Origin of the sequence: Amycolatopsis speibonae, assembly GCF_042647925.1 — a bacterium.
Classification (GTDB): domain Bacteria; phylum Actinomycetota; class Actinomycetes; order Mycobacteriales; family Pseudonocardiaceae; genus Amycolatopsis; species Amycolatopsis speibonae.
In genome coordinates, this window is sequence record NZ_JBHRWK010000102.1 from 88,647 (window position 1) to 105,524 (window position 16,878).

Below are 16,878 nucleotides of genomic sequence, written 5' to 3' on the forward strand. Positions count from 1 at the left end.
ACCCACCGAAATAACGAGGAAACCCATGCGCACCACAAGAACCCGTCGGCTCACCGGAGCGCTCGCGCTCGCGTTGACGGTCGCGACCGCGGCCACCGCCTGTGGCTCCGGCGAAGACGGCAAGTCGGCCGAAGGCGGTCAGACCCGGGTGTTCGCGGCCGACAACGGCCAGATCACCATCCCGGTCTCGCCGAAGCGGGTCATCGCCACCGGCTACGCCGTGCCCGCGCTGCTCGAAGCCGGCGCGCCGCTGGTCGGGGTGTCCAGCTGGAAGCGCGGTATCCCGCTGTTCAACGAGCAGGAGCGCAAGAAGTACGACGAGCTGGCGAAGGTCGCGGGCGAGGCGGCGTCGGAGACGAACTACGAGGCGATCGCGCAGGCGGATCCGGACCTCATCGTCATCGGCGTGCCGAAGCCGGTGCTCGCCGACATCGACCTCAAGCGGCTCGAAGCGATCGCCCCGGTCGTGGCGATCGGCCCGTCGGTGCCGTCGATGTGGCGTGACCTCTCCCGCAAGCAGGCCGACGCCGCCGGCGCGGCCAGCGGGTTCGATGCGATCAAGACCGCTTACGACACCAAGGCCAAGGGGCTCACCGAGAAGTACAAGGCCGTGCTGCCGCAGCTGAAGCTGGGCCACGTCGGCGCGTACGGCGAGGTCGCCAAGGGCAACTTCCAGCGCGAGTTCAACGGCTCCTGGGGCACCAACATCGCCCAGGACCTCGGCGCCACCTACTACGGCCAGGTCAAGGTCAAGGGCGGCGGCTCCAAGGACGTCAGCGAGTACCCGTCGATCGAAGAACTCTCGACGGCGTTCGCCGAGGCCGACGCGATCACCTACTCGGTCAGCGCCGACGGTGCCGTCCCCGCACCGGTCAAGTACGTCCTCGACTCGCCGCTGTGGAAGGAACTCCCCGCGGTGAAGGCGGGCAAGGTCTACCCGTTCCGCTACACCGAGGCCGCCACCTACCGGGCCGCGACGTCCACTTTGGACGCTATCGACCAGGCGTTCGCGCCGCTGATCGAGAAGTGACCACCACCGGGCGGTCCGCGCTGCTCGGCGCCGCACTGCTCGGGCTCGTCGTGGTCGCCGTGCTGAGCGTCGGCATCGGCGCGCACGCCATCGCCCCCGGCGAGGTCGTGCGCGCCCTGCTGGGCGACGGGAATCCGAGTGACCGGGCGGTCGTCCTGGACATCCGGATGCCGAGGGCGGTACTCGCGATCGGGGTCGGCGCGGCGCTGGCCGTCGGCGGGGTGCTCGTGCAGGCCCTGTCGCGCAACGCCCTGGCCGAACCCGGCGTGCTCGGCGTGACCGCCGGGGCCGGGTTCGCCATCGCTGTGGGTTCGGCGTTCGGCCTCGCCGCGTCGGCACCCGCCGAACTGGGCCTGGCCGTGGTGGGCGCGTTCGGCGCCTCGGCGCTGGTGTACGCCGTCGGCAGCCGGTCGCCGTTGCGGCTGGTGCTCGCCGGGACCGCGCTGAGCGCCGTGCTGCTGGGCCTCACCCTCGGCCTGCGGCTGCTGTTCCCGGACACCTTCGACGTCTACCGGTTCTGGTCGGTGGGTTCGCTGGCCGGCCGCGAACAGGCGCCGACGACGGTCCCGCTGATCATCATCGGCCTGTCCCTGCTGGGCGCGTTCGCGGTGAGCCGTCAGCTGAACGCCATCGCGCTCGGCGAGACGGTCGCGCACACGCTCGGCGCGAACGTCGCCCGCGTCAGGACGATCACCTTGCTGCTCATCACGCTGATGGCGGGCGCGGCCACCGCGCTGGCCGGGCCGATCCTGTTCGTCGGGCTGATCGTGCCGCATCTGGCGCGGCGGGTGGCGGGCGCTTCGATCCCGTGGCTGATCGCGTTCGCCGCGCTGCTGGGCCCGGTCCTGATGCTGGTCGCGGACGTCGGCTCCCGGGTCCTGCTGCCGACCGGCGAGGTCCCGGTCGCGATCGTGACCGCGTTCCTCGGCGGCCCGGTGCTGATCTGGGCCGTCCGCAAATACGGGGCGGCACCGCTGTGAGCACAGTGACCTTGCGGCGCGGGCGGTTCTCCGCCCGGATCGAACGCCGCACCCTCTGGTTCCTCGCGGCGATGATCGTCCTCATCGCCGGGCTGACCCTGCTCGGACTCTGCTACGGCGCGGCGTGGGCGAGTCCCGCCCGCGTGTTCGCCGCGCTCACCGGTTCCGGCGGCGGCCCTGGCGTGGTCATCCGGGAATGGCGCCTGCCACGGGTCCTCGCCGGGCTGGTGTTCGGCGCCGCGCTCGGACTCGCGGGCGCGATCTTCCAGAACATCACCCGCAACCCGCTCGGCAGCCCGGACGTGATCGGTCTCGACGCCGGCGCCTACACCGGTGCGCTGTTCGCGATCACCGTGCTTTCGGGGACATCGACGCAGCTGACGATCGGTTCGGTGCTGGGCGGGGTGATCACGGCGGCCGTCGTGTACGCGCTGTCGCTCGGCGGCGGGCTGTCCGGGTTGCGGCTGATCGTGATCGGGATCGCGATCAACGCGATGCTGACCGCGTTCAACTCGTGGATCGTGCTGCGCGCGGAACTCGAGATCGCGATCGCGGCCGTCGGCTGGAACGCCGGTTCCCTCAACGGGGTCGGCTGGGGCGACGTCGCCATCCCGTTCGGGGTGCTCGCGGTGCTGTTCGTCGTGCTGTTCACCCGGGCACCGGCGCTGCACCAGGCCGCGCTCGGCGGCGAACTGGCGGTCACCACCGGTGTCCGCTGGGACCGGTTGCGGCTGGTCCTGGTGCTGATCGGGGTCGGCTGCACGGCCACGGTCACCGCCGTCGCCGGGCCGATCGCGTTCATCGCGCTGGCGGCGCCGCAGATCGGGCGGCGGCTGGCCCGCACGCCCGGGATCGGCCTGCTGCCCGCCGCTCTCACCGGCGCCGTCCTGCTGACCGGCGCCGACCTGGCCGCCCAGATGCTGCTCGCGCCGGAATCGCTGCCGGTCGGTGTGGTCAGCACCGTGATCGGCGGCGGCTACCTGATCTGGCTGCTCACCAAGGAGGTGCGGCGCTCATGAGTGCCCGCTTGACCGCCCGGGATCTGACCCTGCGCTACGGCGACCGGGTCGTATCGACCAGGCTGAGCCTCGACGTGCCCGATCGCGCGTTCACCGCCGTCGTCGGACCGAACGCCTGTGGCAAGTCCACCCTGCTGCGCGCGTTCGTCCGGCTGCTGCGTCCGTCCGGCGGTGAAGTCCTGCTCGACGGCAAGGACGTCGGCTCCTTCCACGGCAAGGGTTTGGCGCGGGAGCTCGGGTTCCTGCCCCAGGATCCGGTCGCGCCGGAGGACGTCCGCGTGCGGCAGCTGATCGCGCGCGGCCGGTTCCCGCACCAGTCGCTGTTCGCGACGTGGTCCGAAGAGGACGAACGCGCGGTGATCGAGGCGATGACCGCGGCCGGGGTGGCGGGGCTGGCCGACAGGCCGGTCCAGGAACTCTCGGGCGGACAGCGTCAGCGCGTGTGGGTGGCGCTGGTGCTTGCGCAGAAGACGCCGTACCTGCTGCTCGACGAACCGACGTCGTTCCTCGACATCGCGCACCAGTACCAGCTGCTGAACTTGCTGGCGCGCCTGCGCGACGAAGGGCGCACGGTGATCGCCGTCCTGCACGACATCAACCAGGCCTGCCGCTACGCCGACCACCTCGTCGCCTTGCAGGACGGCCGGATCGTCGCCGAAGGCGCACCCGCCGACATCGTCGACGCGGAGCTGATGAAGGAGGTCTTCGATCTCCCCAGTGTCGTCGTGCCCGACCCAGTGACCGGAACCCCGATGGTGGTGCCCTCATGCTGACCCTCACCGGCGCCCAGCTCGGAATCTGGACCGCGCAGCGCCTGGAACCCGACTCGCCCTATTACGTCGTCGGTGACGTCATCGAGATCGACGGAGATCAGCCGGTCGACCTCGGCGCGCTGGCCGAAGCGATCCGGGCGACCGCTGAGGAGGCCGACAGCCTGCGGTTGCGTGTCTTCGAGACCCCGGACGGCCCTCGTCAGCTGGTCTCCGCGGAACCGGTGCCCTCGCCGGAGGTCGTGGATCTCCGTGGTGTGGCCGATCCGGAGGCCGCGGCGCACGCGCGGGTGGAAGCCGAACGGCGCCTGGTCGCCGAGGCGTGCCGGGGAATGGTGGACCGGCCGCTGTTCTCCCATCTCGTCTTGAGGCTGTCGGAGTCGCGGGTGTGGTTCACCCAGCTCGGGCATCACCTGGTGTTCGACGGCTACACGGCGGCGATGCTCGCGCGCCGGACCGCGGCCCGCTACACCGCTTCGGTCCAGGGCAAGGACGTGCCGCCTTCGACGTTCGCCCGGTTCGCCGACCTGGTCGAGGCCGATCGCGAATACCTTGCCGGGGAAAGGTTCCTGCGGGATCGGGAGTACTGGCGCGAGCGGTTCACGCCGTTGCCGGACCTCGACGACGCCGGCAGCGCGTCCGGTCCGCCGGAGAACACGGTGACCGCGCGGGCGGTCCTGCCCGTTTCGGATGTGGCACGCCTGCGCGAGCTGGGCAAACGCGCCGGGACGACCTGGGCCGACGCGCTGATCGCCTGCTACTCCGCGTTCCTGCACCGTGTGCTCGGCTGGACCGACGTCGTGTTCGCGATGCCGCTGATGTGCCGCGAAGGAGCCGCGCTGCGGACCCCGGCGATGGCGGTCAACGTGCTGCCGCTGCGGGTCACGGTGCTCCCGGAAGACTCGGGGGCCGAACTGACCGCGCGGGTCGCGGGCGCGCTGAAGGAGATGCGCGGGCATCAGCGCTATCGCGGTGAAGACCTGCCGCAGGATCTCGCGGTGCCCGGCGCCGGGGCGCTGCTGCACGGTCGCGGCATCAACCTCAAGGCGTTCGACCTGAAGCTCGACTTCGCGGGCTCGCACGGCGTCATGCGCAATGTCGCGGGCGGGCCGCCCGAGGACATGGGCCTGTCCGTGCTCCCGACCTCCGACGGCGGGCTGCTGCTCGGCTTCGAGGTCGACGCGCGGACCCACGACCAGGCCGCCGTCGACGCCAAGCTGACCGCCCTGCGCTGCCTGATCACCGCGCTGACCGAACCGGACGGCCCGAGCGTCGGCGGCGTGGATCTGGTCCCGGTGGGGGAGCGGGACACACTCCTGGAGGCGTGGTCCACGCCCGCGCCTTCCTGCGACCTTGTCGGTGTACCTGAGCTGCTGGCCGGACTCGACCTGGAGCGGACGGCGTTGGTGTCCGGTGACGAACGGCTGACCGGTGGCGAACTCGTCACACGGGTGCATCGGCTCGCCCGGGCTTTGCGCGCTCGCGGTGTCGGGCCTGACGACGTCGTCGCGCTGGCCCTGCCGCGGTCGGCGGATCTCGTCGTCGCCCTGCTGGCGGTGCTCGACGCCGGGGCCGCGTTCCTGCCGCTCGATCTCGCCCATCCCGTCGAACGGTTGCGGGAACTCGCCGCCGATGCCGGTGCGGTGCTCACCGTGGCCCACGACCCGGAGATCGTGCCGGGGCCGCAGTTGCTGCTCGGCGAAACCGATCTGTCCACATTGGACGCTTTGCCGCTTTCATTGGCACGTCATCCGGAACAGCTCGCGTACGTCATCTTCACTTCGGGCTCGACAGGCCGTCCCAAGGGCGTCCTCGGCCGGGTCGGCGGGCTCGCGACACTGCTGCGTCATCACCGCGCGACCACGGTCGCCGAGACCGTACGCGCCGCGGGCAGGCGGCTTCGCGTCGCACACACCTACTCGTTCGCCTTCGATTCCGCGCTCGATCAGCTGATGTGGCTGCTGTTCGGGCACGAACTCCACGTCTACGGCACCGACGTCGCCCGTGACGCCGACGAACTGCTAGCCGCCTTCGCCCGCGACCGGATCGACGTCGTCGACACCACGCCGTCGATGGCGGCGCCGCTTGTCGACGCCGGGCTGCTCGACGGGCCGAACCCGCCCGCGCTGCTCGTCCTCGGCGGCGAGACGACCCCGCCCGCGCTGTGGCGCCGGGTCGTGAAGTCCGGTGTCCTTGCCCGCAACATGTACGGCCCCACCGAGGCCACTGTGGACGGTGCCGGATCCTGGCTGGACGACGGGGAAACGACCATCGGGACCGCGGTTCCCGGCACGGCGGTGCGAGTGCTCGACGCCGCGTTGCGTCCCGCGCCCGCCGGATCGCCGGGCGAGCTGTACCTCGCGGGACCGCATCTGGCGCGCGGCTACCTCGGGCGCCCCGGCGCCACCGCCGAGCGGTTCGTCGCCGATCCGTTCGGCGCGCCCGGCGACCGGATGTACCGCACCGGGGACCTCGTCCGCTGGGTGCCCGGCCGAGGGCTGGAGTACCTGGGCCGTCGCGACGGTCAGGTGAAGGTGCGCGGCCACCGCGTCGAACTCGGCGAGGTCGAGGCCGCGTTGGCCGCTGTTCCCGGGGTGCGCGCGGCCGCCGCCGCGGTGCGTGGACCACGGCTCGTCGGCTACGTCGTCGGCGAGGTCGTCCCGGACGAGGTTCGCGCCGAACTCGCCGGGAGGGTGCCCGAGCATCTCGTGCCCGGCGCGGTGGTCGTGCTCGACACGCTTCCGTTGACCTTCAACGGGAAGATCGACCGTGCCGCGCTGCCCGCCCCGCGCGCGGCGGCCGGGCGGACCGCGGCCACCGACCGCGAGCGGCTGCTGTGCGCGACCATCGCCGAGGTGATCGGCATCGGCGAGGTCGCCGTCGACGACGACTTCTTCGCGCTGGGCGGCGACAGCATCACCGCGATCAGCGTCAGCAGCAGGCTGCGCGCGCACGGCCTCGACCTGCGCCCGCGTGACCTGCTGGCCCGCCGCAGTTTCGAGGCATTGGCCGCGGCGAGCGCCGAGATCGGCGGACCGGCGGCGCCGCCGGACGAGCCGGTTGGTGAGGTGCCCGCCCCGCCGATCGTCCGCGCCCTGCTCGACCCGCATCCGGACGTCGCGACGATCGCCGGCTACACGCAATGGACCGCGATCCGGCTCGACGAGGACCTTCCGCCCACCCTGCTGATCGAGGGTGTCCAAACGCTGCTGGACCACCACGACGTCCTGCGCCTGCAAGTAGGTGACGAATTGCGGGTTCGCGAGCGCGGCGCGGTGAAGGCGTCCGACGTGGTCATCGAAACCACCGGTGACCCGGCCGAGGTCGCGGCGGAACTCGCGGCTTCGCTGGACCTCCGGACCGGAGCGCTCAAGGTCGCGCTGCTGCCGGATCACCTCGTCGTCGTGGTCCATCACCTCGCGATCGACGGTGTCTCCTGGCGCGTCCTCCTGCCGGACCTGCGCGCCGCCTGCGCCGGCGAACCGCTCGAACCCACCGGCACCTCGTGGCGGCGGCACGCGCTTCTCCTTGCCGAGCAAGGGGCTTCCGGCGCCCGTCGAGGCGAACTCGACCACTGGCGCGGCGCGCTCGACGGTCCGCGTCTCGGCCGCCGGCCGCTCGACCGGGCCGCCGACACGGTCGTGACAGCGCGGCGTTCGGTCACCCTCGCCTCACCGGAGCAGACCGACGCGGTGCTCAACGGCCTGCCCGCGGCCTACCGCGCCGGACCGGACGACGTCCTGCTCGCCGCGCTCGTGCTCGCCCTCCGGTCGTGGCGGGGTGCCCCGGTCGAGGCCGAAACCGTGTCCCTCGAAGGGCACGGGCGGGACCAGGACGGCCTGGACCTGTCGCGCACCGTCGGCTGGTTCACCGCCGAGCATCCGCTGCGCGTGCCCGCCGCCGCGGTGGCGGCGACCTCGGACTTCGACAGCGCGCTCGCGGGCGGCGACGCGGCAGGGAAGCTGCTGCGGGCCGCCAAAGAGGCCAAGCGCGCCGTGCCGGACAACGGCATCGGTTTCGGCGTCCTGCGGTATCTGGACCCGCTCACCCGGGACGAACTCGCCGCCTTCCCGCCGCCGGACGTCGTCCTGAACTACCTCGGCCGGTTCGCGGCACTGCCCGGGTCGGGCTGGCGGCTGCCGGAGGAGGACCCGTTCGCGGTCACCGAACCGGACGCCAAGTCGCTGGAACAGGTGCTGGCGCTGAACTGCTTCGTGCGGGAGGACGGACGTCCCCGGCTCGCCGTCGAATGGACGGCGGCCAGTGCGGTGCTCGACACCGAAAGTGTCGAGGCGCTCCATGAAGCGTGGTCCCGCGCGCTGGAGGCGATGGCCGCGCACGCCGCCCGGATCGGACCGGACGGCGGTGGGCTCACGCCGTCCGACCTGCCGCTGGTCGGCCTCGAACAGGCCGACATCGACCTGCTCGAACGCCTCGGCCGGGTCGAGGACGTCCTGCCCGCGACCCCGCTGCAGACCGGGCTTTCGTTCCACACCCTCGCGCGCGGCACCGAAGACACCGACGTCTACGTGGTGCAGGCCGTCACCCTGCTCAGCGGCGCGCTGGACGCCGACCGCATGCGGGAGGCCGCGGCGGAGGTATTGCGGAGGCATCCCGCGTTGCGCGCCCACCTGCACACCACCGACGCGGGCGAGGTCGTCCAGGTCGTGCCCGCCGACGTCACGCTGGACTGGCGATCCGCGAGCGTGTCACCGGACGAAGTCGCGGCCGAATGCCGGGCCGAACTGGACCGCCCGTTCGACCCGGCGGCCCCGCCGCTGATCCGGTTCCTGCTGCTGACGCTGGGCCCGGACGAGCATCGCCTGGTGCTCACCAACCATCACGCGCTGCTCGACGGCTGGTCGATGCCGCTGGTCGGACGCACCCTGCTGGCCACCTACGCCGAACTAGGCGGCGGCCCGGTGGCCCCGGTCGCCCCGCCGCTTTCGGAGTACCACCGGGTGCTCGGGGAACGCGACCCGGACGCGGCGCTGGAGGCGTGGCGTGAGGCGCTGGCCGGGCTCGACGAGGGCACACGGCTCGCTCCCGCGAGCCTGGAGTCCACTGTGGAGCGTCCCGAGCGGGTCACCGTGGAACTGGGCGGGGAGTTCAGCGAGCGGCTGCGCGCCTTCGCCCGCGAACGCGGGATCACCCCGACGACGGTGTTCCAGACCGCCTGGGGTGTCCTGCTCGCGAGGCTGACCGGCCGCCGCGACGTCGTCTTCGGGTGCCCGGTCTCCGGCCGTCCCGCCGATGTCCCCGGCGTCGAGCGCATGATCGGGCAGCTCGGCAGCACGATCCCGGTACGGGTGCGGTTCGACGCCGCCGACACCGCGGTCACCGTGCTGGAGCGCGTGCACACCGAAAGCGTCCGGCTCACCGATCACCACCACGCCGGACTGCCGGACATCCTGCGCGCGGCCGGCGTCGGCGACCTGTTCGACACGATGCTGGTGATGGAGAACTTCCCGCTCTCCAGTCGCGCCCGCACCACCCTGGCGCCCGGCCTCGACCTCGTCGGGGTCGACATCACCGACGCCACGCACTATCCGCTCACGGTGATCGTGCTGCCCGGCGACGAGTTCACCGTCGGCCTCGGCTACCAGCCGCAGGCGTTCACCCGTGACGAGGCCGAGTCCTACGGCCGCTGGCTGCGGGCCGTGCTGCACGAAATCGTCGCCGATCCGGCGCGGCCGGTCTCCCGGCTGCGCGCGCTCGACGCCGACGAAGAGCGCGCGATGCTGCGCCTCGGCGAAGGACCGGAACCCCGCCGTGAACGCGGCGGCATGCTGGCGGAGTTCGGCCGCTGGGTCCGCGAGACCCCGGACGCCGAAGCCGTCGTGTGCCGCGACCGGAGCCTGACCTACGCCGAACTGGACCGGCGGGCCAACCGGCTCGCGAACACCCTGATCGGCGCCGGGGTGAAACCGCAGGACCCGGTCGCGGTCCTGCTGCGCCGTGACGTCGACCTCGTGGTCGCGCTGTTCGGCGTGATCAAGGCGGGCGCGGTGCATGTCCCGATGGACCCGGACTACCCGGCCGATCGGCTCGCCTACATGCTCGGCGACATCAAGCCGGCCGCGGCAGTGTCCACTTCGGACGTCGAAGGTCTTCCGGTGGTCGACCCGGATGATCTGTCCACTGAGGACATGGATCCGGCCGTCCGGCTCGGCGACGACGCGCTCGCCTACGTCATCTACACCTCCGGGACCACCGGCAAACCCAAGGGCGTGGCGGTGCCGCATCGCGGCGTCCCGAGCCTGATCGCGCTGCAGGAGGACATCGTCGGGATCGGGACCGCCGAGCGGTACCTGCACTTCGCCTCGACGAGTTTCGACGTCGCCTTCTGGCAGTTCATGCTGCCGCTGCTGTCCGGCGGGACCTCGGTGATCGCGCCGGAGGAGGTGCGCGTTTCCGGCGACGACCTGCTGGCCTACGCCGCCGAGCACCGGGTCACCGGGCTCAACCTGCTGCCGTCGTTCCTCTCCGCGATGCCCGACGACGCGACCGTCGACCCGGACGTGTTCTTCGTCGTCGGCGCCGAACGGCTCGACCCGGAGCTGGCGCGGCGCTGGGGCGACCGGCGGGCCCTGTTCAACGCCTACGGCCCGACCGAGGTCACCATCAACTCGGTCACCTGGCACTACGACCCGGCCGACCCCGGCCCGCTGCCGATCGGCCGTCCGGATCCGGAGGTCCGCGCGTACGTGCTCGACGGGGGCCTGCTCCCGGTCGGCACGAACGTCACCGGCGAGCTGTACCTGGCCGGGCCGAAACTCGCCCAGGGCTACGTCGGCCGGGCGGCGCTGACCGCCGAGCGGTTCGTGGCGGACCCGTTCGGGCCGCCGGGGGACAGGATGTACCGCACCGGTGACCTGGTCCGCTGGCGGCCGGACGGGCAGATCGTCTTCCTCGGCCGCGCCGACCACCAGGTCAAACTGCGCGGGTTCCGGATCGAACTCGGCGAGATCGAGACCGCGCTGACCGCGCACGACGACGTGCGCGCCTCGGCGGTGATCGTCCGCGAAGACCGGCTGGTCGCCTACGTCGTCCCTGTGGACGGCGCCGAACCCGACCCGGCTGAGCTGCGCGAGTACCTCGCCGCCGAGTTGCCCGCGTACATGGTGCCGACCGCGTTCGTGCCGCTGGACCGGCTTCCGCTCGGCCCGAGCGGCAAACTCGATCGGGCCGCGCTGCCCGCGCCGGAAGCCCGCTCCGACGGTGGGCGTGAACCCGCCACTCCGGCGGAAGCCGTGCTGCTGCGGGTGGTCCGTGAACTGCTCGGTTCCGACGTCGGACTGGACGACGGGTTCCTCGACGCGGGCGGGGACAGCATCGCCTCGCTGCGGGTCGTGTCCCGCGCCCGTCGCGAAGGGCTGTATCTGACCGCACGTGATGTCCTCGAAGGTGGCACGGTCGCCGGGATCGCCGCGCGCTGTGGCGAGCCCGAACGGGCCGAGGAAGCCCACGCTGTCGGGGACGCCCCGCTCACGCCGATCATGCGCGATCTCTTGCGGCGCGCGGGAAAGGCGGCCGACGGGTTCTGCCAGTGGGTCGAGATCTGCGTGCCTTCGGCGGGCGACGTGACGCGGTGGCGCTCGGTGCTCGACGCCGTCTTGGCCCGCCACGACGTCCTGCGCGCGCATCTGGTCGAGGACGCGCTGCGCATCCCCGACGTCGGGGCTGTGACCAGCGCCGACGTGCTCACCACCGTCCGGGTGTCCGACGATCCGCGCGCGGTGCTGGACGCGCGGATCGAGCAGATCGTGGCCAGGATGGACCCGCGCACCGGGCCGATGCTGCGGGCGGTGCTGGTGGACGCGGGCGAGGAGCGGCCAGGACGGCTGCTGCTGGTGGCACACCACCTGGTCGCCGACGCGGTGACCTGGCGGGTGCTGCTCGACGACGTCGAACAGGCCTTCCACGGCAACACCCTGCACCGGCGCGGGCAGTCGTTCCTGGGCTGGGCGCGATCGCTGCGCGCGGCCACGCCGCATCGAGAGGACGAATCGCGGTACTGGCAAGGGATCGCCGCCGCGCCGGCGACCACGCTCGGCCGGACGCGGCTCGATCCGGCGCGCGACACCGTGGCGACCGCGCGGCATCACCGGATCGACGTCGGCGCGGACACCACCCACGCCGTGCTCACCGCCCTGCCCACGGCCTACCGCACCGGCCCGGACACCGTCCTGCTGACCGCGCTCGCCCGCGCGGTCGCCGCCTGGCGCGGAACCGAGGCCGATCTGCTCGTCGCCGTCGAGAGCCACGGAAGGCCGGGGCACACGCCGGACTTCACGGGCACGGTCGATCTGGCGCAGACCGCGGGCTGGTTCACCGCCGTGCATCCGGCGCGGATCGCCCCGCCCGCCGGACCGCTGCCGGACGCGCTGCGCGTCGTCCGCGATCACTTGCGCGCGGCGGGGGACGGCCTCGGCCAGGGAATCCTCGGCGTCGAAAGTCCGCGGCCGGAAGTGGCCTGGAACTACCTCGGCCGCTTCCCGGCGGCCCCGGTCACGGAAACCCCGTGGCAGCGGCCACCGGACGCCGATCCGCTCGGTTCCGGCGGCGGCGTCGAGATGCCGCTGCCGTACGCGCTGACGGTGAACGCGATGATCCCCGACGGCGGCACGCTCGGCGTCCGCATCACCTGGCCGTCCGCGCTGTTCAGCGAAGACGAGATCGTCATTCTGGGCGAGCACTTCCGCCGTGCGCTGGACGAACTCGCCGCCGACGTGCCGGGGCCCGGTGAGGTCATGCCGCTGACGCCGTTGCAGGAGGTGATCCTGCGCGAGTCCCGGACCGCGGAGGAAGATCCGTACCCGGTGCAGGCCGCGTTCACGCTGTCCGGTGACCTCGACGTCGAGGCACTTCGGGCGGCGGCGACCGCGCTGGTGCGGAGGCAACCGAACCTGGGTGCCGTGTTCCCGCCATCGCACGAAGTCCAGGTTGTCCCCGCGGAACCACAGGCCGGGTTCCGTGTCCGCGATGTGTCCGAATTGGACACAGTGGACACCGCACTGGACGAAGAGCTCGCGGAGCCGTTCGACCTGGCGAACGGGCCGCTGTGGCGCGTCACCGTGCTGCGGCAAGGGCCCGGCCGTCAGACGCTCGTGCTGACCAGCCACCATCTGCTGTCCGACGGCTGGTCCGCGCCGCGGATTCTCGGCGAGTTGTTCGCGCTGTACGCCGGGAAGCCGTTGCCGGAGCCGGTGCCGCCGGCCCGGTACACCCGCCTGCTCGCCGCGGCCGATCACTCAGCCGACGTCCGGGCCTGGCGGGCGGAACTCGACGGCCTGCCCGAAGGCGACCACCTCCCGCGCACCGTCGGCGCCGCCGAGCCCGCACTGTTCACTGTGGACGGTCCGCTGGTCGCGGAACTGACCAGGCTGGGCGCGGCACGCGGGCTCACCGTCAACACCCTGCTGCAGGGTGCCTGGGCGGCCGTGCTCGCGACCCACGCCGGGCGCCGGGACGTGAGCTTCGGGGTGATGACCTCGAACCGGACGTCCGATGTGGACGGTGTCGAGGAGATCATCGGCCTGCTGGCCAACAGCGTCCCGGTCCGCGCCCGGTTCACCGGGACGGTCGCCGAGGCGCTCGCCGACCTGCAGGCGAGGCAGCAGGCGATGGCGGGGCACCACCGGATGGGCCTGCCCGAACTCGCGGCGCTCGCCGGACGCGAGCGGGTGTTCGACAGTCTGCTGGTGTTCGAGAACTACCCGGTGGACCCGGCGAAGCTGCGCGAACCCGCGCCCGGCTTGACTGTCACCGGGACGAGGTTCCGCGAACGGACCCACCACCCGGTGAGCGTCACCGTCGTCCCGGGCGAGCGCGGCTGGGAAGGCGTGCTGTACGCACGGCACACCGACGCTCGGTCGCTGGCCGACGATCTGGTCCGGTTCCTGCGGGACCTGCCGTCCTGGCTGGACGGCGACGCCGCCGGATTCGTGGGGGAGCGGTGACCGTGCGCCCGATCGACGCCGCGCTGTGGCGCACGGCGGCCGTGCTGGTCCTCGGCACGTTCATGGCGACCTTGGACAGCACGATCGTCTCGGTCGGCGTCGGCACGCTCGCCGAGGAGTTCGGCGCGCCGGTCACCGGTGTCCAATGGGTGACGACGGCGTACCTGCTGGCCGTGGTCACCGCGGTGCCGGCGTCCGGCTGGCTCGCCGAGCGGTTCGGCGGCCGTCGCGTCTGGCTCATCGCGGTCGCGGTGTTCCTGCTCGCGTCCCTGCTGTGCGCGCTGGCGCCGACTTTGCCCGCGCTCATCGCCTTCCGTGTCCTGCAAGGGCTCGCGGGCGGCCTGCTGCCGCCGACAGGGCAGGCACTGCTGGCGCGCGCCGCCGGGCCGGACCGGATCGGCCGCGTGGTCAGCGTCGTCGGTCTCGTGCCGCTGTTGTCGCCGGTACTCGGCCCGCTGGCGAGCGGCACGATCCTCGCCGTCGCCGACTGGCCGTGGCTCTTCTACGTAAACCTTCCGGTCGGTGTGGTGGCGGTGATCCTGGCGCGACGCTGGGTTCCGGCGGGCGAACCGGGCGGCAGGGGAGACGGGTTCGACTTCCGGGGCGCGATGTTGCTTTCGCCCGGGCTCGCGGTGCTGGTGTTCGGGCTGACCTGGTTCGAACAGGGGAACCCGGTGGTCGCCGGGATCGCTGTCGCGGCAGGTGTCGTGATGCTCGCGGCGTTCGTCCGGCACGGCCTGCGGGCCGAAGCGCCGTTGCTCGATCCGCGGCTGTTCACCAAACCGCCGTTCGGGGTCGCCGCGCTCGCGCTGGTGCTGCTCGGCGCGTCGGTGTTCGGCACGATGTTCCTGCTCCCGCTCTACCTGCAGCGCGGCGCTGGACTGTCCACTTGGGACACTGGTCTGCTGCTGGTGCCCCAGGGCATCGGCGCGGCGGCCGGGTCGGTGCTGGTGACCCGGCTCGTCGACCGGATCTCGCCACGCACCCTGGTGCTGAGCGGGATCGGGCTGGTCGCCCTCGGCACCGCCCCCTTCACCCAGCTCGGCCCGGGTCTCCCGGACTGGGTGATCGCGGTTTCCCTGCTGCTGCGCGGTTTCGGCGCGGCGCTGATCGGCGCGCCGGTGATGACGATCGTCTACCGCCGGGTCGAACCCGCCCGGCTGTCCCGCGCGGCCGGGGCACTGAACCTGCTCAACACGCTCGGCGGCTCGATCGGCACCGCGGTGCTGGCCGTGGTGCTGCAGGCGCGGCTGGCCGCTCGCGGCCCGGACGTCGCCGCGGCTTTCGCCGACGCTTTCTGGTGTGTTCTCGGCCTCGCCGTCGTGGCGGTCGCCGGTGCGACGCGGCTGCCCCGCACCGGGGTGGCCGCCCCCGACAAGAAGAAAGGTCACGCGGATGCCTGACCAGGACACCCTGCCCAGCCCGGCCGAGGTGGCCATGAGCGACGTCGTGCCGGACGAGATCGCCCGGCATCGCGAAACCGTCGCGGACGTCCTCGCCCGGCGCGACTCCCGCCTGCTCGTCGTCGTGGGCCCGTGTTCCGTGCACGACGCCGACGGCGCGCTCGAGTACGCGCACCGGCTCGCCGAAGTGTCCGGACGGTTCGCCGACGACCTCGTCGTGGTCCTGCGCGCCTACCTGGAGAAACCGCGGACGATCGCGGGCTGGACCGGCCTGGTGCCCGACCCCACCCTGGACGGCAAGGGTGACCTCGCGGCCGGGATCCGGATCGGACGGCGGTTCCTGGTCGACGCCGCCGCGACCGGGCTGCCGCTGGCGTACGAGTTCGTCGACCCGTTCCTGGCGCCCTACTTCGCCGACACCATCAGCTGGGGCGCGATCGGCGCGCGGACCGTGGCCAGCCAGCCGCACCGGCACCTGGCGTCGTGGCTGCCGATGCCGGTGGGCATGAAGAACTGCGTCTCCGGACGGCTGGACACGGCCGTCGCCGCGGTACGGGCGGCCGCGCTGCCGCACGTGTTCCCCGGCGCCGCCGCGGACGGGCGACCGCGGATCCAGCGCAGCACCGGCAATCCGGACGCCCACCTCGTCCTGCGCGGCGGTCCGAAACCGAACCACCACGCCCACGCCGTCGCGGACGCCCTCGACGCGCTGACCACCGCCGTCCTGCCGCACCGGCTCGTCGTCGACGCGTCGCACGGCAACAGCGGCAAGGACCACAACCGGCAGCCCATGGTCGTCGCGGACCTGGCCGATCAGATTTCGGCGGGCAACGACGCGCTGGCCGGGGTGATGATCGAGTCTTACCTCGCCGACGGCAGGCAGGACGTCGGGTCCACGCGGCCGCGGCCGGATCTGAGCATCACGGACGCCTGCCTGGGCTGGGAACGGACCGTTCCGCTGCTGGAATCTCTGGCGTGCGCGAACGCGGTGCGGCGGCTGAGCGCTCCGCGGAAGGCCGGGGCGAAGGCGTGACTCGCGTGATCAGACGGCGAACACGCGTGACTGGATGCCGAACTCGCGAGAACTAAAGCGCTTCGAGGGCCTTCTTCATCTCCGGCACCAGCTCATCGCCCATTTTCTCGAACTGCCGCTTCAGGAAGGGGTCCGCGAGTTTCGCCAGCCCGTGGAACTCGATGGTGGCGTGATAGCTGATGGTCGTCGTGCCGCCTTCTTCGGTCACCGTCAGATCATCGGTGGACGTGGCGGTCTTGTTGTCGCCGACGAACACGATCCGCCCCGGTTCGAGCCGGTCCAGGCGGTAGGTGAGTTCGGTCTTCTTGCCGCGGAACTCGGACACGTTGCGCCACTGGGCCCCGACGACTATCGGGCCGGTGTCCGCGCGGGTGCAGGACACGGTTCCGGGGTCCCACGCCTCGGCGTGGGCGAAGTCCCGCAGGTAGTCGACGACGGTCTGGGCGGGAGTCGGGACGGTGATCGTCCGGTGCACGTGAACCACCCGGTAAACGGTACGCACCGGTACCGCACGCCGCAGTGTGGCCAGTGCCGGGGGAGTTGTGGCAGGTGCGGATAGTGAGAGGTGGGTGGAAACAGGGACACTCAACTTGGATCCACCGGTGTTGATGTGGTGTTTGGGGTGTGTCTGGGTACGCAAATGCCCTCTGGCTTGGGATGATTGTTCTTGCGACGGAACAA

General features: G+C 72.1%; 8 protein-coding genes. 7 read left to right on the forward strand and 1 reads right to left on the reverse strand.

Annotated features, from left to right (window positions below):
* Positions 1-25: 25 nt before the first annotated feature.
* Genes ACFOSH_RS40585 through ACFOSH_RS40615 form a run of 7 tightly spaced genes read left to right on the forward strand, consistent with a single transcriptional unit; the run spans position 26 to position 16,197 of the window.
* The gene (locus ACFOSH_RS40585; RefSeq protein ID WP_378246507.1) at positions 26-1,030 is read left to right on the forward strand and encodes an ABC transporter substrate-binding protein; all 1,005 of its coding nucleotides are present in this window, start codon (positions 26-28) and stop codon (positions 1,028-1,030) included.
* A complete protein-coding gene (locus ACFOSH_RS40590; protein ID WP_378246509.1) occupies positions 1,027-2,010 on the forward strand; it encodes a FecCD family ABC transporter permease in 984 nt (327 codons plus the stop codon). Before ACFOSH_RS40585 ends, ACFOSH_RS40590 begins: the two co-directional genes overlap by 4 nt.
* The gene (locus tag ACFOSH_RS40595) at positions 2,007-3,029 is read left to right on the forward strand and encodes a FecCD family ABC transporter permease (RefSeq protein ID WP_378246511.1); all 1,023 of its coding nucleotides are present in this window, start codon (positions 2,007-2,009) and stop codon (positions 3,027-3,029) included. Before ACFOSH_RS40590 ends, ACFOSH_RS40595 begins: the two co-directional genes overlap by 4 nt.
* Complete coding sequence (locus ACFOSH_RS40600; protein WP_378246513.1) at positions 3,026-3,802, forward strand: ABC transporter ATP-binding protein; 777 nt, start codon at positions 3,026-3,028, stop codon at positions 3,800-3,802. Before ACFOSH_RS40595 ends, ACFOSH_RS40600 begins: the two co-directional genes overlap by 4 nt.
* The gene (locus ACFOSH_RS40605) at positions 3,796-13,761 is read left to right on the forward strand and encodes an amino acid adenylation domain-containing protein (RefSeq protein WP_378246515.1); all 9,966 of its coding nucleotides are present in this window, start codon (positions 3,796-3,798) and stop codon (positions 13,759-13,761) included. Before ACFOSH_RS40600 ends, ACFOSH_RS40605 begins: the two co-directional genes overlap by 7 nt.
* Positions 13,758-15,164, forward strand: coding sequence for a DHA2 family efflux MFS transporter permease subunit (locus ACFOSH_RS40610; protein WP_378246517.1), 1,407 nt, complete (start codon positions 13,758-13,760; stop codon positions 15,162-15,164). The genes ACFOSH_RS40605 and ACFOSH_RS40610 overlap by 4 nt, the downstream gene beginning before the upstream one ends.
* On the forward strand, positions 15,157-16,197 hold the full coding sequence (locus ACFOSH_RS40615) for a 3-deoxy-7-phosphoheptulonate synthase (RefSeq protein WP_378246519.1): 1,041 nt from the start codon (positions 15,157-15,159) through the stop codon (positions 16,195-16,197). The genes ACFOSH_RS40610 and ACFOSH_RS40615 overlap by 8 nt, the downstream gene beginning before the upstream one ends.
* Positions 16,198-16,249: 52 nt before the next feature.
* On the opposite strand, the gene ACFOSH_RS40620 is transcribed toward ACFOSH_RS40615, so the two are convergent.
* The gene (locus tag ACFOSH_RS40620) at positions 16,250-16,681 is read right to left on the reverse strand and encodes an SRPBCC family protein (protein ID WP_378246521.1); all 432 of its coding nucleotides are present in this window, start codon (positions 16,679-16,681) and stop codon (positions 16,250-16,252) included.
* Positions 16,682-16,878: the final 197 nt, after the last annotated feature.